This window comes from Streptomyces sp. Ncost-T10-10d, from assembly GCF_900091955.1.
Taxonomy (GTDB): domain Bacteria; phylum Actinomycetota; class Actinomycetes; order Streptomycetales; family Streptomycetaceae; genus Streptomyces.
Genome location: NZ_FMDF01000034.1, coordinates 42,395 through 66,404, shown reverse-complemented (window position 1 = coordinate 66,404; position 24,010 = coordinate 42,395). Strand labels below are relative to the sequence as shown.

Here is a 24,010-nt window from a genome sequence, read left to right as displayed (position 1 = left end):
CGTCGGTTCAGAGTGCCGAGTTGAAGGTCGACGCCTGGGTGGGGCGACCGGCTGACGCGGCATGCACACGACCGAGCTTCCGGGCAGCAGCAGTGCCGCGGACATCGATCTCGGCGAGCGGCACACGGTTCCTCTTCGCAACAGCGAAGGAGAGGGAGGATTCAGAGGTCTTCACGGCCGTCCTTGAGGGGGTTTGTTCCGATGGAATGGTTCCAGACAGGAATGCAGCAACGGTATCTGCACCATTGCAGTGTCCGGCGGCACGACTTTACTCTCATGACCTCGGTTGGCAACTGAGGACGCCCACTTGGAACAAGAGCGTCACGTGGGACCGTCCCGGATCGAACGGAACCACCGATTCCACCATTGAGGTGACGACATAACCGCAGACGGGAGTGAACATGACGGCGATTCCCGGACCGCTGCAGAGCATGGTGTTCAGGAACGCCGACCTGCCGGCGCTGTTCCATCACACGGACGCGATCGCCATCGCGAGCCAGCGGGAGGCCGTGAACACCACCCGCGTCCAGCTGATTCTACTGGTCATCGGCGCGATGCCGGCCGCGGTGCCCTGGCACCTGAAGATAGGTGGCACGTTTCAACTCGCCGATGCGACAGGCGTGTTGGCCTACCTGGGTGTCCTGATCACGATGTACCTCACCGCCCAGCGCAAAGCAAAGTCGCAATGGCAACTCAACCGCTCGGCAGCGGAGTTCATCAAGTCGATGTGCTGGCGCTACTCGGTGCACGGCTCGCCTTTCGACACCACCACCCATCACCCCGAGGCGGTGTTCGCGAATCGCCTCGAAGAAGGTCTTCAGGAGCTCCGGAAGGTGGGGTGGGCCGACCCTCGCGACCTGACGGCGGATTCGGGCGGACTGATAACGGACTCCATGCGCGAGTTGCGGAACAAGGCATTCACCGTGCGCAAGGAGACGTATGTACGGGACCGGCTGATCGAGCAGCGCAGTTGGTACCGCAGGCGTCAGGAGGTGTCCCGGCGGGCCACGCTCGTCTGGTCGACCACCATTGCCGCACTGGCGGGTCTCGCCCTGGTGTTCGCGCTGCTGCGGACGTTCTCCGTCACCCAGTCCTTCGCCCTGACGGGGGTACTGTCGGCCGCCGCGGCGGCCTGTCTGGCATGGAGCGAGATGCGCCGCCACCACCCGCTGATCTCGGCCCACTCGCTGGTGGAGCAGGATCTGGAGGCGATGCAGGTGGCGATGGAGACCACGCTGACCGAGCGTCAGTGGCCGCGGGCGGTTTTCGAGACCGAGCGCATCGTCTCCCCGCAGCACACCGACTGGCTTGCCAGGCACCAGATGTGACGGTTGATCAGTGACTCCGACGTGCGGTCGTACACGAAGACGGTGGCGGGAACCGGTCAGGTGCGCTCGACGCCCTCGCGCCAGATCACTGTGACCGGGCGGCCCAGGCTTCGGGCGTACGTCACGATGTCGCCCGTGCCGCCGAAGCCACGGGCCGGCCTTCCGTCCCACACGGCGAGCAGTCGGTCGCAGTGGTCGGCGATGTACGCGCCCGCCGCGTAGTACGCCTCGTCGGTGGAGTGCGGGTAGTCCAGCCGGACTTCCCGGACCGCCCGGTCCTTGAGCGCCCGGTAGCGGGCGAGTTCGGCTGCGTCGGCGAAGCAGGATTCGTAGTCGCCGCTGGGGATGACCACGGTCAGATCCGCACCGCGGGCCAGGGCTAGGTCGGCGAAGAGCTGGTCCGCCCCCACCGCCAGGCTGGAGAGGGCCTCCAAGGAGCCTTCGAAGCCGCAGAGCGCCGCCTGTAACCCGGCCAGCACATGGGCATGGGCCTCCCGCGGAATGCTGCGATGGCCGGTCACTCCGATGCGTTTCACGGACCTGGAACCCCCTGAGGTGTCTGCCGGGGGTTCCCGGAGGGCACCCCTCCGGAAGGCACAGCATCCGCCCCCGTTTGCTCCTGCATGACCGACCTGCCCCACATCCTCTCAAAAGTCGTGGGGCGAACGGGAGCCCCCGCCCGGGATTCGGGCGGGGGCTCCGTCGCGGCCGACCACTTGTTCGAGGGGTCGGACCTGGGTGCCGGGGCGTCAGTAGACGCTGACCCCGTACGCGCTGAGTGCCTCGGTGACCGGCTGGAAGTACGTCGTACCGCCGGAGGAGCAGTTGCCGCTGCCGCCCGAGGTGAGACCGATCGCATTGGAGCCGGAGTAGAGCGGCCCGCCGGAGTCGCCGGGCTCCGCACACACATTCGTCTTGATCATGCCGTAGACGATGTCCCCGCCACCGTAGTTGACCGTGGCATTGAGACCGGTGACGGATCCGCTGTGGATACCCGTGGTGGATCCGCGGCGGGTGACCGACATGCCGACCGTGGCGTTGGCCGCGCCGGTGATGTCGACGCTGCCGACCGTGCCCGCGTGGGCGACCGAGGCGTTGTCGTAGCGCACCAGGCCGTAGTCGTTGGTCGGGAAGCTGGATCCGACCGTGGGGCCGATGTACGTCGAGTTCGACGAGTTGGTGTACCAGGGCGGGTTGCCGTCGGTGCAGTGACCGGCGGTCAGGAAGTAGTAGGTACTGCCGCTGCGGACGTTGAAGCCGAGGGAACAGCGCCAGCCGGGGGCGTAGATCGCGTCACCGCCGGAGAGCAGTTTGCTGAACTTTCCGGAGGTGCGCTCGATCCGCAAGGCGCCGGCGTTGGCTCCGACGGACTCCTTGATCTGCTTGATCTCCGCCTGCGAGACCGTACTGTCCGCGGTGACCACGAGGGTGTCGGTCGCAGGATCGATGTTCCAGGCGGTCCCCGCCACATCGGCGCCGAGCACGGCGTCGCTCGCGGCGGAGAGCTGCTTGGCGCTGAAGGTTGTGTTGGCGTCGGCCTGGGCGGTGGGGACGGCGAGTGCGGCGACGGCGACGAGGCCCGCAGCGATGGCGACTGCCCTGCTGCGTCTCGCGGTACCGCTGAGGGGGGTGGTGCGCTTGATCCTCACTTTTTCATTCCTCCCGAGGGGAAGTCGGGGGTCCGCCCGTGGGGTGGTCGGACCCGTGAGGCGCAGTCGTTCGCACGGCATGTCCGCAACGCGAATATGCCGTGCTCCTGACAAGCGCTGTTCGGGAGTATTCAAGGCGTCAACTTCTGGCGCAAGAGGGCCTTCTGGCCTGAACTTGTCGGGCTGCACGGACGTCCCCGGCAGCACAGGGGCTGCCGGGGACGTCGTCCCGGGGGGATGTGGCGGTGCCTCAGCCGTCGACGCGGTTCCGCTCCCCCGCCTCGACGGCGATGGGAAGGGTGTTGCCGGGTGGCGGGAAGGGGCAGATGAAGTGGTCCGCGAAGGCGCAGGGCGGCAGCAGCGCACGGTTGAGGTCGACCGTCACGCTGCCGTCCTCGGACGGGGCCGCGGGCCGCAGGAACCGGAAGCGATAGCTGCTGTTTCCACTGGTGGCATCTGCGAAGACCGCCCAGAGCGAGCCATCGGGCTCGACCGCGACCTGCAGGGTGTGCTCCGTGCCGTCGGCCTCGAAGGCGATCTCGCCGGCGAGTCCGAGACCGCGCTCGACTCCGTCGGCGTTCTCGACCCGGACCGTACGGGCGCTCTCGTACGGGCGGAAGGTGCCCGGCAGCGTCCAGTGGGCGTCGTACGGGGTGGCCTCGATGTCCCGGAAGACACGCCGGGCCACGGCGTCCGGGTCGAAGTCCCGTACCGCCCAGAGCCCTTCGCGACTCAGCACGACGAGCCGCCGCTCGCCGTGCGCGACGCGGGACTCGCCGATCGGGCCGCGGTCGGCGGTGAGGCGGACCCGGCCGGTGAAGGGCTTGCCGTCGACGGTCAGACCGTCCGCGGCGGCGGCGCTGAGCAACAGCTCCTCGCCGTCCTCCCGCCACTGTCCGGGCACCCCTGGAATGTGGCCCTCCGGGTGGTCGGAGAGCCAGTGGGTGCCGGTGAGGGAGAGCGGTCCGTACGGTGCGGCGACCGTGGTGGTGCGCTCCTCGTGCCAGTGCTTCCAGTCCTGTGCCGCCTGCCCGGAATCGTGCGGCTGCTGTGCGTCCGTGCTCATGCGATCAACCTTTCCATACCGGCTCGGCGAGCCCGAGATGCGACCGCAGTGTGGGACCCGTGTACTCGGAGCGGAATGCACCGCGCTCCTGGAGGAGCGGGACGACCCGGTCGACGAAGTCGTCCAGGCCGCCCGGTGTGAGATGCGGTACGAGAATGAATCCGTCGGCGGCATCGGCTGCGACGAACTCCGTCAGCTGCGCCGCGACCATCTGCGGGCTGCCGATGAAGGACTGCCGCCCGGTCGTCTCGATGACGGTCTGCCGGATGGACAGCCCCTTCTCCTTCGACAGCGCACGCCAGCGGGCCGCGACCGCGAGGGGATCACCGTGCCTGACCCGGCCCTGGACCAGTGAGGACTCGGGGTCCGGGTCGATCTCGGGCAGCGGCCCGTCGGGGTCGTACGAGGAGAGGTCACGGCCCCAGATCTGTTCCAGGGCCAGGAGCGCGTTCTGCGGGGAGACTTGCTGGAGGCGGATCTCGGCCGCCTTCTCCTGGGCCTCGGCATCGCTGTCGCCGAGCACGAAGGTGACCCCGGGCATGATCTTCAGCTCGTCGGCCTCCCGGCCGTACTTGGCCAGCCGTGCCTTGACGTCGGCGTAGAAGGTACGGCCGGCCTCCAGGGTGCCGTGCCGGGTGAAGATGACATCGGCGGCGGACGCGGCGAACTCGCGGCCCTCCGGGGAGTCCCCGGCCTGGATGACGACCGGATGGCCCTGCGGGGAGCGCGGAACGGTGAACTCCCCCTCGATCGTGAAGTGCTGCCCGTGGTGCGCGAACGGGCGCGGGGTGCCGTCGGGGGTCCAGGTGTCCCACAATTCGCGGGCGGTGGCGACGAACTCGGCGACCCGGGTGTATCGGTCGGCCCGGTCGAGGTAGCCGCCGCGCCGGAAGTTCTCCCCGGTGAAGGCGTCCGAGGAGGTGACGACGTTCCAGGCGGCCCGGCCGTCGCTGAGGTGATCGAGGGTGGCGAGGCGACGGGCCAGTTCGTACGGCTCGTTGAAGGTGGCGTTGACGGTGGCGGCAAGGCCCAGCCGGTCGGTGACGGCCGCCAGCGCGGCCAGCACCGTGAGGGATTCCGGGCGGCCGACCACGTCCAGGTCGTGGATCCGGTCGTTGTGCTCGCGCAGCCGCAGCCCTTCGGCGAGGAAGAAGAAGTCGAACTTGCCGCGTTCCGCCGTGCGGGCGAGGTGTTCGAAGGAGGAGAAGTCGATCTGGCTACCGGAGCGGGGGTCCGCCCAGACGGTCGTGTTGTTCACACCCGGGAAGTGGGCGGCGAGATGCATCTGCCTCGGTGCGGTGCTCATGCTCGTCCCCCTTCGAGGGCGTACCGGTTGGCGGGGCGGGCCAGCCCCAGGTGCTCGCGCAGGGTGCCGCCGGGGTAGAAGGTGCGGAACAGGCTGCGGTGCTGGAGCAGCGCCACCGTGCCGTTGACGATCCGTTCGAGGTCGCGCCCGGGGGTGATGGGTGTGAGGTGGAAGCCGTCCGCCGCTCCCCCGCGGTGCCACTGGGTGATCAGTTCGGCGAGGTCGACGGGTCCGCCCCGGTAGTACGAGCCGCCTGCGGCGAGCGGGGGTCCGCTCTCCAGTCCCGGTTCCGGGGCGGTCTCGGCGTCGCCGAGGTCCACGGTGAGCGCGACCAGGACCCGGAGGGTGTCGGGGTCGCGTCCGTACGCCGCGGCGCGCCGGCGCAGATCGGTGCGGATCGCGGCGACCCGCTCGGGGGCGGCGGCCCGCACGAGGACGACATCGGCATGGCGGGCCGCGGTCTCCAGGGCCGGGCCGCCCGTTGCGTCGACGACGGTGACCGGGTGTCCCTGCGGGGGCCGGGGCACGATGGCCGGCCCGCGGACGGTGAAGGTGGCGCCCTCGAAGTCGACGTAGTGCAGCTTGTCGCGGTCGATGAAGCGTCCGGTGGCGACGTCCCGGATCTCGGCGTCGTCCTCCCAGCTGTCCCAGAGCCGGGCGCTCACGTCGGCGGCTTCACCTGCCTCACGCCACAGATCGTCGGCGGGCGCGGCCGGACGCCGGCCGAACAGCCGGGCCTCGGCCTCGGTTGTCGACACATCGACATTCCAGCCCGCCCGGCCGCGGCTCACCCAGTCCAGGGTGGCCACGGCGGACGACACATGGAACGGCTCCGTGTGGGTGGTGGTGACGGTCGGCACCAGACCGATCCGGTCGGTGGCGGGCGCGACCCGGGAGAGCACGGCGAGTGCGTCGAGTCCGGGTCTGGCGAACGAGTCGCCGAGGGTGACGAAGTCCAGGGCGCCGCGCTCGGCGAGCCGGGCGAGACCGATGTAGTGCTCGGGGTCGTAGCGGGGCGGACCGCCGATCTCGGCGGCCAGGTGAAGAGGTGCGGTCGAAGGCATGGGTGTTACCTTTCGGGGGCTCGGTTCTCGGAGCTCAGTTCTTGGGCTTGGGCAGGCCGGGCGGGTTGATCTCGGACTTCGCGACGGCCTCGTCGGAGAGCCCCCAGCGCTTCAGCACCTTGGCGTACGAACCGTCCTGCACGATGTGGTCGATGGCGGCCGCGTACGCCTCGACCAGACCGCTGCCCTCTTCGTGGTGGCGGCGATCTTGCCCTGGAGCCCGTCGCCCGCACCCGACAGCGTGCCGACGATCTCGGACTGGCCGGCCGATGCGACGTGGTAGTTGGCGGACGGGCTGGGGCCGAGGTAGGCGTCGATACGGCCGGACCGGAGGGCCAGGTAGTAGTCGGTGTCCTTCTGGAAGTACTTGATGTCCACCGGTTTGCGTCCGGCTTTGACGTTCTGCTCGCTCCAGTCGACGAGGATCTTCTCCTGGTTGGTCCCGGACGAGACGGCGATCGTCCTGCCCGCCACGTCCTTCGGCTCCTTCACCTTCCAGCCGGAGCCCTTCCTGGCCTCGAAGGCGATGTTGTCGAGCCGGTAGGTCGCGAAGTCGTATTTCTCCTTGCGTTCCTCGGTGACCGTGACGTTCGAGAGCACTCCGTCGAACTTGGAACTGTCGAGACCGACGAAGAGGTTCTCCCAGGAGACCTCCTCGAACTGCGGCTTCAGACCGAGCGTGTCGGCGATCAGGGTCGCCATGTCGATCTCCGAGCCGATCCGGGTCTTGTCGTCGGTCGCGTAGAAGCCCAACGGTGGCGAGGCATCGGCGCTCGCGCCCAGCCGCAGCGTGCCCCGCTTGCGGATGGCCTCGGGCACCTTCGCCGCGACGGCGTCGACCTTCGTGCCTCTGATCCGGTGCTGGGCGGGACCGATATTGATACCGGTGCCCTGCTGCCCCTTCGGCTTCACCTCGCCGGTGGCGGCGTCACCGGCACCGCAGGCCGTGAGCAGTCCTGCGGCGGTGAGGGTGGCGAGTGCGGCGGAGAGGGTGCGGCGGACGGACACGTGCGTACTCCTTGAGATGAACACCGAAGGGAACATGGGTGGGGTCACAGAACCTTGGAGAGGAACGCGCGGGTGCGCTCGTGCTCCGGATGGTCGAGTACGTCGCCGGGTGCGCCCTGCTCGACGATCCGTCCCTCGTCCATGAAGACGACGGTGTCGGCGACCTCGCGGGCGAAACCGATCTCGTGCGTGACGACGATCATCGTGGTGCCGTGAAGCGCCAAGTCCTTGATGACGTCGAGGACTTCGCCGACCAGCTCGGGGTCGAGCGCCGAGGTCGGCTCGTCGAAGAGCAGCAGCTTCGGTTCGAGGGCCAGCGCGCGGGCGATGGCGACCCGCTGCTGCTGCCCGCCGGAGAGCTGCTTGGGGTACGCCCCCGCCTTGTCGGCGAGCCCGACCCGGGCGAGAAGCTTCTCCGCGGCGGCGACGGCTTCCTTCTTCGGGCGGCCGAGGGCGGCGACCGGGGCCTCGATGATGTTCTCCAGCACGGTGAGGTGCGGGAAGAGATTGAAGTTCTGGAAGACGAAGCCGATCCGGGTCCGCTGTCGCAGGACCTCGCGCTCACGGAGCTCGTACAGCTTGTTGACGTCCCTGCGGTAGCCGACCAGGGTGCCGTCGACGCTGATCCAGCCCTTGTCGACCTTCTCCAGGTGGTTGATGGTGCGCAGGAGCGTGGACTTGCCGGAGCCGGAAGGGCCGAGGACGACGGTCACCTCTCCGGTACGCACGGACAGGTCGATGCCGCGCAGCACTTCGAGGCTGCCGAAGCGCTTGTGGACGGAGCGGATCTCGACCATGACGTCCGTGGATGCGGTGGTGTCGGTGGTGGTGCTGCTCATCGCGCGGCCCCCTTGGCGTAGTGACGTTCGACGTAGTGCTGGAGGACGGAGAGCACGGTGGTCAGGAGGATGTACCAGACCGTCGCGACCATCAGCAGGGGCACGACCCTGCCGTTGCGTCCGTAGACGACCTGGACCTGGTAGAAGAGTTCGCCGATCGCCATCACGGAGACGATCGAGGTGCCTTTGAAGAGCGAGATGATCTCGTTGGCGGCGTTCGGCAGGATGGAGCGCATCGCCTGCGGGAGCACGATCCGCCGCAGCTGCCGGTGCCGGGGAATCCCGAGCGCGGCGGCGGCCTCCAGTTGGCCGCCGTCCACCGCCAGTACACCGCCGCGGACGATCTCCGCCGCATAGGCGGCCTGGTGCAGCGCCAGTCCGAGGACGGCCGCGCTCATCGCGCCGACCAGGTTCATCGTGTCGAAGGAGAGGAAGCCGGGCCCGAACGGGATGCCGAACTGCAACTCCTTGTAGAGATAGGCGAGGTTGAACCAGAAGAGCAGCTGGACGATGAGCGGGATGGAGCGGAACGCCCAGATGTACGCGTAGGCGACCGCGCTGAGGAACGGGCTGGCCGACAGCCGCATGAAGGCGAGGACGATGCCCAGGGCGAAGCCGAGGACCGTGCCGTAGAAGGTCAGCTGGAGGGTGACCCAGACGGCCTTGAGGATGGTCTCGGCGGTGAAGAACTGGACGAAGACGTCCCACTCCCAGCCGGGATTGGTGACCAGGCCGTGCAGGAACTGGGCGAGTACGACGGCGGTGGCGGCGACGGCGACCCAGCGCCAGGGGTGGCGTAGGGGGACGACGGTGAGCGCGTCGTGGTCGGCGGTGGTGGGCGCGGCGACATGTGGTCCTGCCGCCCTGCCGATGGGTGGATCGCTGGTAAGGGACATGAGGGGTCCTTGAGCTGCAAGGTGTACGGGGGTGGGGCGGGGCTTTGCGCGGAGCCGGGGTCAGGCGCCCAGGGGGCCGTCGCTACAGGCGAGGTCCCGGAGGAAGGTGAGCGCCGTGCGCGCGGTGGCATCGTTCTGCCGGAAGGCCGGGCCACCGGTGCGGGGCCGGGTGAACGCTCCGCCGGCGCGCGCGGTGGTGAACGGGCCGAGCGCGAAGCGGCGCGGGTGCGGACGGCCGTCGCGGCCCAGGACCCGGCCGTTGTCGGGGTCGACCGAGAGCAGTCCGGTGTCGGTGGCGGCGGCCCCGTCCTCGTACAGCTCCTGGAGCAGTGGGCTGCGGGTGCGTTCCAGCGAAGGGTCCGGCAGCCGGGCCTCGACCAGGGCGCGGGCCTCGATCCGCTGCCCGGGCACAGTGGCGCTGCCGGCCCGGAAGACGCCCTGGCGTTCATCGGCCTCGACGGTCATTCCGGCGCCGAGGAAGCGGACGACACCGGCCCGGGAGAGCGCGAGGAGCTGGTGCAGCCGGGGTCCCGGCGGGCCGGAGGCGAGATAGCTGAAGAAGCCGTGCCACCAGCCGCCGATGTCACCGAGCCGGATCAACTGCCCGTAGGCGGACAGCAGTCCGAGGAAGACGGCGAGGTCCGGGCTGTGGGCGGGGTCGTGGCGGCGCTCCAGGTCGGCGGCGATATAGCCCCGCAGCCCCTCCTGCAGTGCGTCGTACGAGGGGTAGCGCACCCCGTCCAGGGGGCGGTCGAGCGCTTCCAGGTCGAGCCGGTCGGCAGGGTCGGGGACGGCGGCCGACACGAGGGCGCGCAGCTCCGGGCCGGCCGGGTCCGCGGCGGCGTACTTCGCCTCGAAATCGGGCCAGTCGCCCGTCGTGCGCTCGGGGTGGGCGGTGAAGAGCCGGTGGTAGTGGGCGTAGCCGAGCTCCTTGTCGACATGTGGCCACACATCGCGCCGGAAGTCGACCGGCTCGTCCGTCTTCAGCAGCGCCTCGGTCCGGTCGGGGCCGAGGAAGCGCGGCAGTGGCGGCCGTTCGCCCTGCCAGGCGTAGCCGATCTTGGAGTGGTACGGGACACCCCGGCGCGAGCCGATGTGGAGCACGGGTTCCCTGCCGGACGGCACGTACTCGCCGTTCTCGTACCGTCCGCCACGGCCTTCGGTGAGCAGCACCATCAGATCGACGAAGGCGAGCCCGAAGCCCCGGACGATGACCGGTTCGCCCGCGGGCAGGTCGGTCAGGTCGGTGTCCGCGGTGAAGTCGGGCGGCAGGTGGACAAGTCCGTGCCGGTCCGCGAAGTCCGCCAACTCGACTTGTTCCGGCTCCGGTTCGGCGTCGAGGTGGCCGATGGTGACGGCGACGAGATCGGCGGGGATCGGCCTGTCGCGCCCCTCCAGCCAGACGCGCTGACGGCCTTCGCGCGGCCCGGTGATGCGCACGGCCCTGCCCCTGTGCCAGTGGACCGTGATGCCCTTGGGGAGTGCGGCCACGGCCTGCTCGTACACCCAACGCAGATAGACGCTCTGCAGCCGTCTGCTCGGGAAGTCGCTTCCCTCCAACGTCTTTATCTCGGCGATGAGTTCGGGCTCGATGCCGGCCTCGTCCGGGAGCGCGAGACGTCCGTCCCGGATGTCCGCCGCCCAGGTGTGGAGCGCGGGCCCCGGGCGTATCGGCCCTTCCTGCTGGACCGTTTCGTCGGTGAACATCGTGACGTCCTCGGCCATGGAGTTCATCCAGAGCAGTGGCGACTGGTCGTGCCGCCAGATCCGTCCGCCGCCCGGCGGGTACGGGTCGACGAGATGGATGTCCAGCGGGCGACCCTCGTACAGGCCGGGGGCGTTGGCGGCGATGCGCTCGATGAGGCCGGTGCCGCGCGGCCCGGCGCCGATGACGACGAGCGTCGGTGAACGGCTCATCGAGCACCTGCCGTGCCGCGCGCGTAGTGCCGCTCGATGTAGTGCTGGCCGATGCTGAGCAACGAGGTGACGACGGCGTACCAGATGGTGGCGACCAGCAGCAGCGGGATGACCTGGTAGGTGCGGTGGTACACGAGCTGCACCGAGTACAGCAGGTCCTGCACGGCAATGATGCTGACGATCGAGGTGCCCTTGAGGGTGCCGATCAGCATGTTCCCGGCGGGCGGGACGATGGAGCGCATCGCCTGCGGCAGCACGATCCGGCGGAACCGGCGCCAGGGTCCGAGGCCGAGCGACTGGGCGGCCTCGATCTGTCCGCGTTCGACGGAGAGGATGCCGCCGCGGACGACTTCGGCGGCGTAGGCGGCCTCGTGCAGGGTGAGCCCGATGACGGCGACCGTGACGGGGCCGAGAAGGTTCACCGTACGGACGCCGAGGATCTCCGGGTAGAGCGCGCCGATGTTGAACCAGAACAGCAGCTGAACCAGGATCGGGGTGGATCTGAAGAGCCAGACGTATCCCCAACTGACCGCTTGCAGCACGTGGTTGCTGGAGAGCCTGAGGACGGCGAGCAGCGTGCCGAGGGCGAAGCCGAGCACCATGACCAGTGCCGTGAGCCAGAGGGTGAGGCCGAGGCCGCGCAGGACTGCGCTGGTGGTGAAGTAATCGGCGACGACATCCCATTGGAAGGCTTCGTTGCGGATGACGGAGTTCAGCACCAGGGCGAGGAGCGCCAGGGCGGCAACGGCCGCCGCCCACTGCCCTGTCCGGCGTACCGGGACGATCCGGAGCCGGTCGGCATCATTGCTCTTCGTGAGCGGGGCGGGGGAGGACGGAGGGCGGGTATCTGTCTGCGCGGACATGCGAAGGCTCCGTGGATGCAGAGATCGAACACGGGGCGTGCCTTCAGCAGAAACACAACGTGGACCGGGCCCCTCAGCACCGGTCCGCTTCCGAGGTAAGCGCTGTTCACTGCGTGCTGTCAAGCTTGTCCACACTGTGAGTCGTACGTCTCAGTTCAGTTGACGGACCACTCGATGCCTGTTCCACTTGGGCCATGCATTCGCAGCAGTGGCTGGTCAAGCGCTCCCACATCGACTTCGGTCGCGTGTGGTCCTCCTCCTGTTGAGCTGACCCCCTGCGTCTCCTCGTGTCTCTGCCTCGCGCCGTGTGCGGCGCCTGAGCACTGTTCCCTGCGTGTCTTCACGTACACAACACCGCTCCGCCCTCCCCTCGCTCCGCCGTTTCCCGCTCCGCCGATTTCCTTCGCCACGACCGTGGTGTCGCTGCGCGCTGCCCTGCTGCCGCGCTTTCGCGCCTGTTCACGGCCGACGAACCAGGAGAACCACACCTCATGCCCCGAACCCGGCACTCCGCTGCCTTCGCGCTGATCACCGTCGCCGCTCTCGCCCTCACCGCGTGCGGGTCCGGCGATCCGGCGGCCGCACCGGCCGGCGCCGCCGGGACCGCGGCCGCCAAGGGAAGGATCCCGACGACGGATGTCGTGTCGTCGGTGCGCGAGGACGAGGCCGCGGCGAAGCTGCTGCCCGCCGATGTCCGTGCCTCCGGCACCTTCACCATCGCCTCCAGCATCGGCAATCCGCCCGGCGCCACCTACCTCGAGGACGGCAGGACGGTGGCCGGTACGGACATCGACGTCGCGGACGCGGTGGCCAGGAAGCTCGGGCTGAGGCCGAAGCGCGAAGTGGCCTCCTTCGAGGCGATCCTGCCGGCGCTGGGCAGCGGGAAGTACGACGTGGGTACCGGGAACTTCGGGGTGACCGACGAGCGTCGCAGGACGATCGACTTCGTCACGTACATCAATGACGGACAGGGCTTCGCGGTCCGCGACGACAGCAGGCTGAAGAAGGTCACCGACCTCACCCAGCTCTGCGGCCTGACCGTGGGCACCGGCGCGGGCACCACCTTCGAGGTGACACTGGAGGAGAACAGGCATCTGTGCTCCGACGCGGGCAAGAAGCCGTACGAGGTGAAGACCTACAACGACCAGGGAGCGATCTGGGGCTCGCTCCAGCAGGGCCGCAGCGATGTGGTGATGTCGACCATCAACGGGCTGCGTTACGCGGTGGAGCAGCAGGAGGGTGTGCGCTTCCTCAATGAGTTCAAGCGCCTCGACGTCGGCTTCGCCTTCAAGAAGGGCACCCCGCTGGCGCCCGCCTTCCAGGCCGCGGTGAACAGCCTCAAGGCGGACGGCACCTACGACAGGATCCTGAAGAAGTGGGGCATCGGCGCGTCGGCGATCAGGACCTCGCAGATCTCGCCGCCCGAGATCAAGTGATCCGGCCCGGGCCGGGGCGGTGTCCGCGCGGTCCCGGACCCGTCCGGCCCGCGCCGGGCTCCCCGTCTCAGCAGCTGCAGTCGCACCCGCAGTCGCAGCAGTCGCAGGATTCGCAGCAGTCCCCGCAGTTGCTGCAGCAGTCACAGGCCTCGCAGCAGTCGCCGCAGTCGCACTGACTGCACAGCCCCTCGCGGCGCTGATGGCTCCACGGGTCGTTGAAGGTGCCGCAGCACATCTGGCAGGTGCAGGCCAGCCCCGCCCCAGACCAGGCAGCCCGCGATCAGACCGCGCCGGTCGCGCGGGGGCTCGGGCGGGGGCGTGCGGCGGACCGACGGGGCTGCCGGGGCTCGGCGCGTACGGATTGCCGGGCGGCGGCCCGAAGGACCCGGTCTGTCGCACATCTGACGGAGGCACAGCTGCGTCCGGGGCCGGGCCGCCGGCCCGGTGCGAGCATGCTGTGGTGCCGAACGCCCGGTCCACCGACTGCCGCAGTTCGTGCACCAGCAGCACATGGGCCAGCTTGCCGTCGGTGAACTGAGCGTCGCGCAGCGCCAGCCGCATGCCGCTCAGCGCGTCGTCGCAGAGCCGCCGGGCCTCGGCCCGCGTGGTGCCGGTCGCGGTGAGCGGGTTCCAGGCACCCGACGCAGCGTCAGCTTCCTGGTCCTCCACGGCATCCAGCAGATGCGCCAGGCGTCCGAAGAGGCGGCCCGCCTCGGCCAGCGGCTCCGCGTTCTGCGGCTTGCCCGCGAGTATCGCGGTGTGGGCGAAGGCCGCCGCGGTGGCGGTCTCGGTGGGCTCGGTGACCGCGAGCAGCGGGGTGCCGGGCCCGGCGAGCAGTTCGATGCCGGTCTGCCGGTCGACGGCGTCGACGAGCAGCGCCGTGTCGAAGCCGAGCTGTGCGCCGGTGCGCGCGCCGGCCCGGTCCCAGCCCGCGGCGACCCGGCGCGCTGCGGCCGCGACCGGGCGGCGCTTCAACAGGCCGTCCCCGTCGGCGACGTGGTCCCGCACCTTGGCCGATGCCAGCACCAGGGAGACGGCGGCGGCCAGCCTGGCTCCCTCGCCGCGGGCGACCGGAGCGGTCCGCATGGCGCGCAGCGGGCAGGGCCCTGCGGTACGTCGCCATCCGGTGGTGCGATCGGCCTGAGCCTCCGTCAGAACCGAGACGATCAGGCCGTCATAGTTCGTGACGATCCGGGCGAATTGCCCGTGGTCGGACCGGAGCGCCAGACAGAGCCCGCAGAGATGAGCCATCCACTCGGTCCTGAGCCCCTCGGACAAGCGGTGGGCACAGGGCCTGACGATTCCGAACACGACGATCCCCCGAGAGTCGTTCACCTGCGCGCCACACTCGTGCGCGTGCGCGACGTGCATCGTATCGAGGGACCCGTTCACCCGTACGTCCCCCACATCACCCGTACGGACCGGCAGATCGTATTTTCTTTCTTTCAGGCCCCTGATGCAGGAGGAACCTTGACGAATCGCCACATCTTCTGCACCAGTACCGTCACGAATCCCCTGCGCGCCGACTATCCACTTGGCGCACGATCCGCATCATGGACGACCATAGGGATACGAAAGAGATGCGGAACACCACGGAACCGCGGTGAGAGGAGGCGTCCATGGGATCGGTGCGCAAGGCGAGTGCCTGGCTGGGCCTCGTGGAGGACAACGACGAGCGGTACTACGACGACGACGAGTACGCCGAGGGTGCACAGACCGGGACCGGTCAGGCCTGGGTGACCGACCCCCGGGTGCAGGTGGCCTCCGAGGCGGCCGAGGAAACGGGCCGCCGGATCGCCACCGTCACCCCGGACAGCTTCCGGGACGCGCGAGCGATCGGAGAGCTCTTCCGGGACGGCATCCCGGTGATCGTCAACCTCACGACCATGGATCCCACCGACGCCAAGCGCGTCGTGGACTTCGCGGCGGGGCTGACCTTCGGACTGCGCGGCTCGATCGAGCGCGTGGCCACCCGGGTCTTCCTGCTGACCCCGGCCGACACCCAGGTGGTCAACGGCGAAGCCGTCGGCCGGCCGGCCGACGGCTTCTTCAACCAGAGCTGAGCAGGGCGCTCGCCGACCGGTCTACCGGAACGCGTCGAGGCCGGTGAGCGCCTTGCCCAGCACCAGCTGGTGCATCTCCACGGTTCCTTCGTAGGTGAGCACCGACTCCAGGTTCGTCGCATGGCGCATCACCGGGTACTCCAGAGAGATCCCGTTGGCGCCGAGGATCGTGCGCGAGGTACGGCAGATCTCGATCGCCTCCCGCACATTGTTGAGTTTTCCGAAACTGACCTGTTCCGGACGGAGCCTGCCCGCGTCCATCCGTCGGCCCAGATGATGGGCGAGCAGGATGCCCTTGTGCAGTTCCACGGCCATGTCCGCGAACTTGGCCTGGGTGAGCTGGAAGCCACCGATCGGCCGGCCGAACTGCTCCCGGGTCTTCGCATAGTCGAGGGCCGACTCGAAGCTGGCGCGCGCCGCGCCCATGGCTCCCCAGACGATGCCGTAGCGGGCATGGCTGAGGCAGCTGAGCGGGCCGCGGAGACCTGTGACCCCGGGGAGTACGGCATCGGCCGGCAGCCGTACCTCGTCGAGGACCAGCTCACTGGTGACCGAGGCGCGCAGCGACCACTTGTGCCTGATCTCGGGCGCCGAGAAGCCCGGGGTGTCGGCCGGCACGACGAACCCGCGGATTCCGCCGGCCGCGCCGCCCTGGTCGGTCTGCGCCCAGACGACGGCGACCCCGGCGACCGAGCCGTTGGTGATCCACATCTTGCGGCCGGTGAGCACCCAGTCCTCGCCGTCGCGCCTGGCGTACGTCCGCATCCCGGCCGGGTCGGAGCCGTGGTCCGGCTCGGTGAGGCCGAAGCAGCCGATGATCTCGCCGGCCGCCATGCCCGGCAGCCACCGCTGCCGCTGCTCCTCGGAGCCGAAGCGGTGGATGGCGTACATGGCGAGCGACCCCTGCACGGAGACGAGGGAGCGGATTCCCGAGTCGGCCGCTTCGAGTTCCAGGCAGGCCAGTCCGTACTGGACGGCGGTGGCGCCCGCGCAGCCGTAGCCCTGCAGGGACATGCCGAGGGCACCGAGCGAACCGAGCTCGCGGGCCAGCTCACGGATGCCGGGCAGCTCGCCGTTCTCGTACCACTCGGCGATGTGCGGCAGGACGCGGTCGGTGGCCCAGTCGCGGACGGTCTCGCGGATGGCGAGGTCCTCGGCGCTGAGCAGATCGTCGATGCCGATCGGGTCGGCGGGGTCGAAGGGCGGGAGCTTCGAGGACTCAGAGGTGGACATGAGGGTGCCTCCGGTGGCTCGCACGATGCTAAAACTAGCAGTGTTAGTTATGGTGCCGCACCGACGTTACGGCTCAGCGTCCCGCCCGTCCAGAGCCGGTCGCCCCGGCGGGGCGGCGCCGGGCGGGCAGCGGGCGCGGCCGCTGCGTGCGGCCCGCGGCGGGCGTCTCGTGCGGACCGTGGAAACCCGCCGCCTCGCTCTGCCCCGGGGACTCATGGACATCCTCGGCCTCGTGGGGTTCACGGGCACCCGGTGACGGGCACTCCATCACCCGCGGCAGTCGCAGCGCGGCGAGCGCTCCGACCAGCAGCAGAGCCGCGCTGACCAGCAGCGTGACATGCAGCCCGGTGATGAAGGAGTGGCGGGCCGTGGAGCGCAGCACCTCGCCCAGCGGACCGCCCAGCCGGTCCGCCACCTGGTAGGCCTCGCCCAGCGAGTGGGAGGCGGCCGCACCGTACCCGGCGGGGACGCCCTCTTCGGGAAGCTTCGCGAGTCCGGGGGTGTAGGCGGCGTTCATGATGCTGCCGAGCAGCGCGATACCCATACCCGCGCCCAGTTGGTAGGAGGTCTCGCCGATCGCCGCCGCGCCGCCCGCCCGGTCGGCGGGGGCCTCGCTGAGCATGGATTCGTACGCCCCGAAGAGCGTGGACTGAAGCCCGAAGCCCAGTGCGACGAAGGCCGCGGTCAGCAGGCCGGGCCGGTCGTGCTGCCCCATCGCGGTCAGGACCAGTACCGAGGCGGCCGTGAGCACGAAACCCCAGCCGACCATCCGGCGCGGCCCGATGCGGCGCAGGGTGTACGAGCCGGTGGCGCCCGCGGCCATGGCCGCGAAGGTGAGCGGCAGCAGCCGCAGACCGGTCTGAAACGGGCTCAGGCCCAGGACGAGCTGGAGGTACTGCACAGCTATCAGTTCCAGCCCGACCAGAGCCAGCATGGCGAGGATGATGCAGCCCACCGCGGTCGAGAAGGCGGGCCTGGCGAACATGCCGATGTCGATCAGCGGATGCGTACGGCGCTTCTGACGGCGCACGAAGGCTATGAGCAGTACGGCACCGATCAGCAGCGGGGCCAGTGTGGCCGGGCTCAGCAGCCCCTCACCGGTGCCCGCCCGCTTCACTCCCAGGACCACACCGAGCACTCCGGCCGCGGCCATCAGCGCGCCCAGCACATCCCACGGGCCGTCATCGCTGCCGCGTGACTCGGGGAGCAGCAGGCGGCCGGCCGGCAGGATCAGCGCCATCAGCGGGATATTGATCAGAAAGACCGAGCCCCACCAGAAGTGCTCGACGAGGAAGCCGCCTATGACGGGCCCGGTGGCGGCGCCGACGGCGGCGACCGCGGTCCAGACGCCGATCGCCACGGCCCGCTCACGCCGGTCGGGGAAGACCTGCCGGAGGATCGACAACGTCGCCGGCATGATCATCGCGCCGCCGACGCCGAGCAGGGCACGCGCCGCTATCAGTACGCCGGGGCTGTCGGCCATCGCGGCGATCGCGGAGGCGACGCCGAAGAGCGCATAGCCGAGCAGCAGAACGCGGCGCCGGCCGACGCGGTCGCCGAGGGTGCCGAAGAGGATCAGCAACGAGGCGCAGACCAGCGGATAGGCGTCCACGATCCAGAGCAGACCGACGGCACTGGGCCGCAGGTCCTCGGTGACGGCGGGGACGGCGACATGGAGCACGGTCGAATCGAGCGCGACGAGCAGCAGACTGAGGCAGAGGACGACGAGGACGACCCATCGATTGGCACCGTCGGCTGCTGAGCGCAGCCGGATTCGGGCTGTGGCCGTCCCGGACATGCATGTACCTCCCAAAAGGTCCCTCGCGTTCGGCAGGCCAGCCGGGGATGCAGCGGTTCACTGTCCCTCGGGGCCCGGCATCGACGGGCGAGTGATCCGTCAGCGTACGCGAGTTCGGAGCACTCACACGTGGTCCACCTCATACCCCGATGGGCCGTGAAGTGTGGCGTACGCCACGCCGAGCCGCCGCTCGGGACCCGCTCGGACCTGCACGAACCCGCGCGGACGGCCTTCACGCCCGGCACAGAAGGTACTCGGCGTGACGCCCGGAGCACTTGCCGGGCCCACACCGAACGCGTTCGGTGACCGGACGGACACTGCCCGCTTCACCCTTACGAGAAGTCGGAGAAATTCATACCGGCACCCTTGCGCTTTTCCGTCCGCACCCAAACATCCTTCCGAAATGAGTGCGAAATCAATAGCGCAGAGACCCGTCGATACACTTCTTCGGGTCAGGAATTAAGGCCCGACTGAGACATAGTCCACATCACATCGTCATCACAAAGAGACCGGATCGACCTGTTCGCGCACTAACTCGCTGTAACGTCGATTGGGTGCGTACCGACATCTTTGCCCGCCTGGACCGGGAGCCGGAGCCGCCGAAGATAGAGCCACCGCGGATGAGCCGTCATCGCATCGCTCTCTTCGGCGGGACGTTGGCGTTCTATCTCGCCATCGTCGTTGCCGTGCTGACCTCTTCCTGGCTGGTGACCCTGGACTGGAAGGTCATGCTCTTCCGGCCGTATCAACAGTGGCCGGAAATCCATGCCTTCCTCGACTACTACATCGTGCTCGGCCAGCGCGGCCCCACCGCCACCATGGTCGCCTGCTGGCTCGGTTGGCGCTCCTGGCGGCAGCACACGCTGCGGCCCCTGCTGACGCTCGCCGCCGCATTGCTGCTGCTCAATATGACGGTCGGCGCGGTCAAGATCGGCCTGGGGCGGCTCGGCCCGCACTACGCGACCCAGATCGGCTCCGCGGAGCTCTTCGCCGGCGGCGATATATTTCCGTCGGGCCACACCGCCAACGCGGTCGTCACCTGGGGGATCCTCGCCTATCTGGCGACCACCCCGCGGGCCAGGCGCTACCTGTCGGCAACGTCGGCGATCGTCTCGCTCGGCGTCGGACTCACCACCGTCTACCTCGGCACGCACTGGCTCAGCGATGTACTGCTGGGCTGGGCCGCGGGGCTGCTGATCCTGCTGGGCCTGCCCTGGGTCGAGCCGCTGATCACCAGGGCCGAGGCCTGGATCTTCGCCCAGCGCGGGACCCTGCGGGGACGCGGCCGTCCCGTTCCTTCCGTGCCCGTCGCGGCCGGAGGACCCCGGACCGTTCTGCTCCCGCAACTGGACGGCGGCGACACCGTGGCGCAGAGCCCGGTGCTGGAGCCGGTCGCCGCGGGAGGACACACGGCGACCACCACGGGCACGGTCACGGGCGCCCGCTCGCGTGCACACCCGGCGCCCCCGTCGCATCCGGCGCATCTGATGCGCTCGGAGCGGACCCCGGTCACCCCGGCCGGCAGCCGGCGCCCGCCGCACGCGGACCGTACGCCACGCGGCGGCACCACCCCCGCCCGCCCGATGACCGGCGGCTGAACACCCCAGGAGCAGCGGGGCCGGTACGCACAGCCGCTCCCCCGCACGGCGAAGGCCCCGACTCCGGTCGGGGCCTTCGCTCATGCCCGGGCCCGGAACCCGGGGCGCAGGGATCCTCAGCCCACCCAGCAGCGGGTGACAACGGCATCGGCGACCTCGAAGTTGATCCGTCCGGTCCGGAACTCCATGGTGATGATCGCGCCCGGCGGCAGGGATCTGACGGTGCTCCAGCCATGCCTGCGGGCCCGCCGCTCGGCCGCGTCGACGAGGAGGCCGACGTACGCACCGGGTGTGTCGGCCGGCTGGGCGGAAGGAGTCGGTATGGATGCCATACCTCTCACCGTAGGCGGCCGCGGACCACGACGGAAGGCGGGGCGCCGACCACCGCACGGCACCCTCACGTCCCTCGGCGGTCACGCTTGTGTCACAGGATCACGACACGCGTGCCGCTCGAATCACGCCACCCGAGCACGTGGCCCGCGACCGGACACACAGTAATCACACGGGCCGGGAAACGATCACACGGAAGGCCCGAAAGAAAGGCGGAATATTCCGTATCGAACAGCTGGAATTTCCGAGTTGAATGGTCTGCGTAAATGAGCATGCCACCGGGAATTCACGCTTCCTTATGGCAGCCTTATCTTTTGGTCACAAATCCGTACCACGGGCCGGCGACAGCCACTCGCTGTCGCCCGTATAGCGGACAACCCGAACCATCCCGGTATGGGGACGCCGGTGGAAGCGCTCAGTCCAGGGCTCGGGACAGCCGGTCCCTGGCCACCCTGATCGCGTCGTTGAGCTCCGGGGGTTCGACGACCTCGAAGTCGATCCCCAGCATCATGACGTGGAGGACCAGCACATCGAGACTCGCTGCCCCGGCGCGCAGCAGGCAGCTGTCGGCACCTTCCGCCTCCAGCACCCCTGAGGACGGCGATACCCGTTCGGCCGCGCGCTCGATCCCCGCCTTCAGCCGGATCACTGCGTGCGTCGCGTACACGGTGGTCGAGATTCCCTTCGCGACATAGGCGGCCAGATCCTCGGCCGGTGCGTCGCGGGGGACGAATCTCGGGCCGTGCGGCGGCGTGGGCGTGATCCGGTCCGTGCGGAACGTGCGCCAGTCCGCGCGGTCCAGGTCCCAGGCGACGAGATACCAGCGGCGCTCGGTGCACACCAGCCGATGTGGTTCGACGGTCCGGCGCGATACGGAGCCGGAATGGTCCCGGTACTCGAAGTGCAGCCGCTCGCTGTCCCGGCAGGCTCCGGCCAGTTCGGTGAGGACACCCGGATCGGCGGTGGACGCGCCGGGTCCGCGGAGCAGCGGCACGGTGAAGGTGTTCAGCGCGTTCACCCGGCGCCGGAGCCGGTTCGGCAGCACTTGTTCGAGCTTGGCCAGGGCGCGTACCGAGGTCTCGCCAATGCCTTCGACGCCATGGCCCGCCGCGGTGCGCAGCCCGACGGCGACGGCGACGGCCTCCTCGTCGTCGAGGAGCAGCGGCGGCAGCTGGGCACCGGCGCCGAGCTGGTATCCGCCGCCGGTGCCGGGGCTGGCGTTGACCGGGTAGCCCAGTTCGCGCAGCTTGTCGACGTCACGGCGGACGGTCCGCGGGGTGACCCCGAGCCGTTCCGCAAGATCGGCGCCCGACCAGTCCCGGTGGGCCTGGAGCAGCGAGAGCAGGCGCAGCAGTCGTGCCGAGGTCTCCAACATGGGGCGAGTCTTCCAGGGGTTGCGGACAGCCTGCGTCCGCAACCGGCTGCCGACGGTCTACCGGGCTTGCGCCGGGTCCGGTACGAGCCGTACGCAGAGATCGTTGTCGGCCGAGTAGCAGGGGATGGCGCGGACGCCCTCCCCTGCGCTGCGGGCCGGGTAGACAAAGCTGTTCTTGCGGTCCCAGACGTCATCGAGGATGCGGGAGATCCGTACGCCGTCGGCCGACTCCCCGGCGCCCGTCCCGGGGAGCAGCCAGAGCGTCCACAGCTGTTGCTCGGTGACCGGCCCGGTGCCCAGCCGATCGAGCGGAAGCGTGAAGGAGAACGTGCCTTCCTTCCCGGCGACCGGCACCCGGCAGACCCGGTCGGGGGCGCCGGTCAGTCGCGCCTCGACGCGGGCGTCGTCGCCGAGGCGGGTCCCGTACAGCGTGCCCTCGACGGTCATCCCGCCCCCGTCGAAGGTGACCGGCCCGGCCTCGGCGTGCGGTGAGCGGACCCAGCAGCGCACGGCGAGCCGGCCGTCGACGGTCGGGTACGGGATACGGACCGCGATCCGCCCGGTCTCCGGTGTGCGGTCCATGAGGAGCCGCACATCCCTGATTCCGGGCTCGACGGCCACCGCTCCGTCGTCGTCCGCGCCCGGCTCACGCACATAGACGTCCCAACGGCCTTCGGCAGGCGCCACGGTGCCCGGCAGCACCGCTCGCAGCCGCCCCCCGCCGAGCGGGCTCAGGGGCAGGCGTACGGTGTCGCCGTCGCCGCCCGTGCCTTTGCCCCCGCGCAGCCGCAGAAGCAGTTCGGGCGTCTCCCCGGCCTCGCGGCGACGGAGGTCGAGGTCGAAGGTGATCCCGCCGTCGGGGCCTGCGACGCAGTCGGCTCGTGGCGTCTGTCGCTCTGCGGAGACGGTCATGCGGGCTTCCCCTTGCGGATGACATCGGCGGCCTTGTAGCGCAGGGCGTACGCCCCGTCCAGCACGGTGCCGCGGGCTCGGTGCAGTGTGGTGCGCAGAGCGCCGTGCGAACGGTCGCGCGGGGCTCGGGAGGCTAGTTCGGTGAAGAGCCGCTCATGGCGTTCGGCGATCCGTGACGGGTCGAACCGCTGCGACGCGGCCAGCGCGGCGCGGCCCGAGCGGTGCCGCGCTTCGTCGTCGCCGATCAGACCGAGCAGGGCGTCCGCCACCGCCGCCGCGTCACCGACCGGCACCAGTCGTCCGTCGGTGCCGTCCTCGATGATCTCGCGCGGGCCGTGCGGGCAGTCGGTGGCCACGACCGGCAGGCCGCAGCGCATCGCCTCGACGATGGTCATGCCGAAGGACTCGCGGTCCGAAGTGACTGCGGCGATCGCCCCCTTGGGCCACTCGGCCTCCAGCGGGTTGACCGACCCCATCAGGAACACATGGTTGTGCAGGCCGAGTTCACCGATGAGCGCGAGCAGCGTCCGGCGTTCGTTCCCGGTCGCGTCGCCGCCGCCGTAGATGCGCAGCCGCCAGTCCGGACGGACGGCGACCACGTCGGCGAACGCCCTGACAAGCAGGTCGTACCGCTTGACCTTGTGCAGCCGGCCTGCGGCGATCACCCACTTGCTGTCGCCGTCGGCGGGCGCGATCCCCGGCTCGGGCACGCTGTTGGGAATGGCCTCGATCCGTACGCCGGGCAGTTTGAGCCCGGTCCGGTAGGCGCGGGCGTCGGCCTCGGTGACGGTGGTGACCGCGTCGAGCAGGGCGTAGCGATGCCCGATCTCGCGGCGCAGCCGGTAGCTGTGGCTGTCGAAGGTGAGGTGCTCCTGCCCGATCCGGACCGGACCGCGCCGGGTCTGCCTGCTGATCTGGACATTGAGCCCCGGACGGGTTCCGACCACGACATCCGCGTCCAGGGAACGCAGATGGTCCGCCACCCGCACGTCGGTCAGCCTGCTGTACTGGTGGTACCTGCTGTCACCGCGCGGGAACACGGTTGCGGGACGGGCGTGCTCGGCCGCGTCGCCGTCGTAGGACGGGCTCTTCTTCCGCAGGTCGACGAGATGGCTCATGCGCACGCCTTCGGGGGCGCCCAGTGCGGGGACGTCGCGGTGCCGGAAGACCGACACGATCTCGATGTCGTGGTGCCCGGCCAGCGCCCCGGCGAGGTTGAACGTCGTACGGATCGTGCCCCCGACCCCGTAGGCATTGTGGAGCAGGAAAGAAATGTGCATGAAACGCCATATCTCCTGGTTCGGCTGATCGGCGGGGGGACGGCACTTG

Annotated in this window: 20 protein-coding genes and 2 pseudogenes; 4 read left to right on the top strand and 18 right to left on the bottom strand. The window is 69.7% G+C overall.

The features are described from left to right. Window positions 1-7: 7 nt before the first annotated feature. The gene (gene fxsA, locus GA0115254_RS03640; protein WP_107451298.1) at window positions 8-124 is read right to left on the bottom strand and encodes an FxSxx-COOH cyclophane-containing RiPP peptide; all 117 of its coding nucleotides are present in this window, start codon (window positions 122-124) and stop codon (window positions 8-10) included. 277 nt (window positions 125-401) lie between these two features. On the opposite strand from fxsA, the gene GA0115254_RS03635 reads away from it, so the two are divergent. Beyond that, the gene (locus GA0115254_RS03635; RefSeq protein ID WP_256102378.1) at window positions 402-1,328 is read left to right on the top strand and encodes a DUF4231 domain-containing protein; all 927 of its coding nucleotides are present in this window, start codon (window positions 402-404) and stop codon (window positions 1,326-1,328) included. 56 nt (window positions 1,329-1,384) lie between these two features. Here the strand turns inward: GA0115254_RS03635 and GA0115254_RS03630 are convergent, their stop codons facing one another. The 10 genes and pseudogenes from GA0115254_RS03630 to GA0115254_RS03585 all read right to left on the bottom strand — a co-directional run bounded on the left by GA0115254_RS03630 (window position 1,385) and on the right by GA0115254_RS03585 (window position 11,936). Next, the gene (locus tag GA0115254_RS03630) at window positions 1,385-1,864 is read right to left on the bottom strand and encodes a hypothetical protein (protein WP_093893800.1); all 480 of its coding nucleotides are present in this window, start codon (window positions 1,862-1,864) and stop codon (window positions 1,385-1,387) included. A gap of 213 nt (window positions 1,865-2,077) precedes the next feature. Beyond that, window positions 2,078-2,977, bottom strand: coding sequence for a S1 family peptidase (locus tag GA0115254_RS03625; RefSeq protein ID WP_093893799.1), 900 nt, complete (start codon window positions 2,975-2,977; stop codon window positions 2,078-2,080). Window positions 2,978-3,227: 250 nt separating this feature from the next. Next, window positions 3,228-4,043, bottom strand: coding sequence for a DUF1684 domain-containing protein (locus GA0115254_RS03620; protein WP_093893798.1), 816 nt, complete (start codon window positions 4,041-4,043; stop codon window positions 3,228-3,230). Between the two features lie 4 nt (window positions 4,044-4,047). Next, the gene (locus tag GA0115254_RS03615) at window positions 4,048-5,328 is read right to left on the bottom strand and encodes an NtaA/DmoA family FMN-dependent monooxygenase (protein ID WP_093893797.1); all 1,281 of its coding nucleotides are present in this window, start codon (window positions 5,326-5,328) and stop codon (window positions 4,048-4,050) included. A gap of 17 nt (window positions 5,329-5,345) precedes the next feature. Beyond that, entirely contained in the window at window positions 5,346-6,413 is a 1,068-nt protein-coding gene (locus tag GA0115254_RS03610; protein ID WP_093893796.1) for an LLM class flavin-dependent oxidoreductase, read from the bottom strand. Between the two features lie 34 nt (window positions 6,414-6,447). Beyond that, window positions 6,448-7,421: pseudogene (locus tag GA0115254_RS03605) on the bottom strand (ABC transporter substrate-binding protein). Window positions 7,422-7,465: 44 nt separating this feature from the next. Further along, on the bottom strand, window positions 7,466-8,218 hold the full coding sequence (locus tag GA0115254_RS03600; RefSeq protein ID WP_093893819.1) for an amino acid ABC transporter ATP-binding protein: 753 nt from the start codon (window positions 8,216-8,218) through the stop codon (window positions 7,466-7,468). A gap of 38 nt (window positions 8,219-8,256) precedes the next feature. Next, window positions 8,257-9,156, bottom strand: a complete 900-nt coding sequence (locus tag GA0115254_RS03595) for an amino acid ABC transporter permease (RefSeq protein ID WP_093893795.1) — start codon at window positions 9,154-9,156, stop codon at window positions 8,257-8,259. A gap of 60 nt (window positions 9,157-9,216) precedes the next feature. Next, a complete protein-coding gene (locus GA0115254_RS03590) occupies window positions 9,217-11,073 on the bottom strand; it encodes an FAD/NAD(P)-binding protein (protein ID WP_093893794.1) in 1,857 nt (618 codons plus the stop codon). Beyond that, window positions 11,070-11,936 (bottom strand): amino acid ABC transporter permease, encoded by an 867-nt coding sequence (locus tag GA0115254_RS03585; protein WP_093893793.1) that lies wholly within the window; start codon window positions 11,934-11,936, stop codon window positions 11,070-11,072. Before GA0115254_RS03585 ends, GA0115254_RS03590 begins: the two co-directional genes overlap by 4 nt. A 491-nt stretch (window positions 11,937-12,427) precedes the next feature. Between GA0115254_RS03585 and GA0115254_RS03580 the strand changes: the two genes are divergently transcribed. Beyond that, a complete protein-coding gene (locus GA0115254_RS03580) occupies window positions 12,428-13,372 on the top strand; it encodes an ABC transporter substrate-binding protein (RefSeq protein ID WP_093893792.1) in 945 nt (314 codons plus the stop codon). 67 nt (window positions 13,373-13,439) lie between these two features. Here GA0115254_RS03580 and GA0115254_RS45540 read toward each other — a convergent pair. Then, a pseudogene (locus tag GA0115254_RS45540) lies at window positions 13,440-14,623 on the bottom strand (DUF5685 family protein). Between the two features lie 368 nt (window positions 14,624-14,991). Between GA0115254_RS45540 and GA0115254_RS03570 the strand changes: the two are divergent. Beyond that, complete coding sequence (locus tag GA0115254_RS03570) at window positions 14,992-15,435, top strand: cell division protein SepF (protein ID WP_093893791.1); 444 nt, start codon at window positions 14,992-14,994, stop codon at window positions 15,433-15,435. 21 nt (window positions 15,436-15,456) lie between these two features. On the opposite strand, the gene GA0115254_RS03565 is transcribed toward GA0115254_RS03570, so the two are convergent. Further along, entirely contained in the window at window positions 15,457-16,668 is a 1,212-nt protein-coding gene (locus GA0115254_RS03565) for an acyl-CoA dehydrogenase family protein (RefSeq protein WP_093893790.1), read from the bottom strand. A gap of 73 nt (window positions 16,669-16,741) precedes the next feature. Beyond that, the gene (locus tag GA0115254_RS03560) at window positions 16,742-18,466 is read right to left on the bottom strand and encodes an MFS transporter (RefSeq protein ID WP_093893789.1); all 1,725 of its coding nucleotides are present in this window, start codon (window positions 18,464-18,466) and stop codon (window positions 16,742-16,744) included. 554 nt (window positions 18,467-19,020) lie between these two features. On the opposite strand from GA0115254_RS03560, the gene GA0115254_RS03555 reads away from it, so the two are divergent. Further along, window positions 19,021-20,064, top strand: a complete 1,044-nt coding sequence (locus tag GA0115254_RS03555) for a phosphatase PAP2 family protein (RefSeq protein ID WP_093893788.1) — start codon at window positions 19,021-19,023, stop codon at window positions 20,062-20,064. 116 nt (window positions 20,065-20,180) lie between these two features. On the opposite strand, the gene GA0115254_RS03550 is transcribed toward GA0115254_RS03555, so the two are convergent. From GA0115254_RS03550 to GA0115254_RS03535, 4 genes are all read right to left on the bottom strand, one after another. Further along, window positions 20,181-20,396 carry an I78 family peptidase inhibitor gene (locus tag GA0115254_RS03550; protein ID WP_093893787.1) on the bottom strand — a complete coding sequence of 72 codons (216 nt, stop codon included), beginning with the start codon at window positions 20,394-20,396 and terminating at the stop codon, window positions 20,181-20,183. A 413-nt stretch (window positions 20,397-20,809) separates the two neighbouring features. Continuing rightward, window positions 20,810-21,769, bottom strand: a complete 960-nt coding sequence (locus tag GA0115254_RS03545) for a helix-turn-helix transcriptional regulator (RefSeq protein WP_093893786.1) — start codon at window positions 21,767-21,769, stop codon at window positions 20,810-20,812. A 57-nt stretch (window positions 21,770-21,826) separates the two neighbouring features. Beyond that, window positions 21,827-22,681 (bottom strand): hypothetical protein, encoded by an 855-nt coding sequence (locus GA0115254_RS03540; RefSeq protein WP_093893785.1) that lies wholly within the window; start codon window positions 22,679-22,681, stop codon window positions 21,827-21,829. Beyond that, window positions 22,678-23,961, bottom strand: a complete 1,284-nt coding sequence (locus GA0115254_RS03535) for a glycosyltransferase (protein WP_093893784.1) — start codon at window positions 23,959-23,961, stop codon at window positions 22,678-22,680. Before GA0115254_RS03535 ends, GA0115254_RS03540 begins: the two co-directional genes overlap by 4 nt. Between the last annotated feature and the right edge of the window lie 49 nt (window positions 23,962-24,010).

Coding starts and splice junctions, on each gene's coding strand:
- GA0115254_RS03610 (WP_093893796.1), bottom strand. CDS start 6,413: ATGCCTTCGACCGCACCTCTTCACCTGGCCGCCGAGATCGGCGGTCCG.
- GA0115254_RS03590 (WP_093893794.1), bottom strand. CDS start 11,073: ATGAGCCGTTCACCGACGCTCGTCGTCATCGGCGCCGGGCCGCGCGGC.
- GA0115254_RS03615 (WP_093893797.1), bottom strand. CDS start 5,328: ATGCATCTCGCCGCCCACTTCCCGGGTGTGAACAACACGACCGTCTGG.
- GA0115254_RS03620 (WP_093893798.1), bottom strand. CDS start 4,043: ATGAGCACGGACGCACAGCAGCCGCACGATTCCGGGCAGGCGGCACAG.
- GA0115254_RS03545 (WP_093893786.1), bottom strand. CDS start 21,769: ATGTTGGAGACCTCGGCACGACTGCTGCGCCTGCTCTCGCTGCTCCAG.
- GA0115254_RS03540 (WP_093893785.1), bottom strand. CDS start 22,681: ATGACCGTCTCCGCAGAGCGACAGACGCCACGAGCCGACTGCGTCGCA.
- GA0115254_RS03585 (WP_093893793.1), bottom strand. CDS start 11,936: ATGTCCGCGCAGACAGATACCCGCCCTCCGTCCTCCCCCGCCCCGCTC.
- GA0115254_RS03565 (WP_093893790.1), bottom strand. CDS start 16,668: ATGTCCACCTCTGAGTCCTCGAAGCTCCCGCCCTTCGACCCCGCCGAC.
- GA0115254_RS03535 (WP_093893784.1), bottom strand. CDS start 23,961: ATGCACATTTCTTTCCTGCTCCACAATGCCTACGGGGTCGGGGGCACG.
- GA0115254_RS03580 (WP_093893792.1), top strand. CDS start 12,428: ATGCCCCGAACCCGGCACTCCGCTGCCTTCGCGCTGATCACCGTCGCC.
- GA0115254_RS03550 (WP_093893787.1), bottom strand. CDS start 20,396: ATGGCATCCATACCGACTCCTTCCGCCCAGCCGGCCGACACACCCGGT.
- GA0115254_RS03570 (WP_093893791.1), top strand. CDS start 14,992: ATGGGATCGGTGCGCAAGGCGAGTGCCTGGCTGGGCCTCGTGGAGGAC.
- GA0115254_RS03635 (WP_256102378.1), top strand. CDS start 402: ATGACGGCGATTCCCGGACCGCTGCAGAGCATGGTGTTCAGGAACGCC.
- GA0115254_RS03595 (WP_093893795.1), bottom strand. CDS start 9,156: ATGTCCCTTACCAGCGATCCACCCATCGGCAGGGCGGCAGGACCACAT.
- GA0115254_RS03600 (WP_093893819.1), bottom strand. CDS start 8,218: ATGGTCGAGATCCGCTCCGTCCACAAGCGCTTCGGCAGCCTCGAAGTG.
- GA0115254_RS03560 (WP_093893789.1), bottom strand. CDS start 18,466: ATGTCCGGGACGGCCACAGCCCGAATCCGGCTGCGCTCAGCAGCCGAC.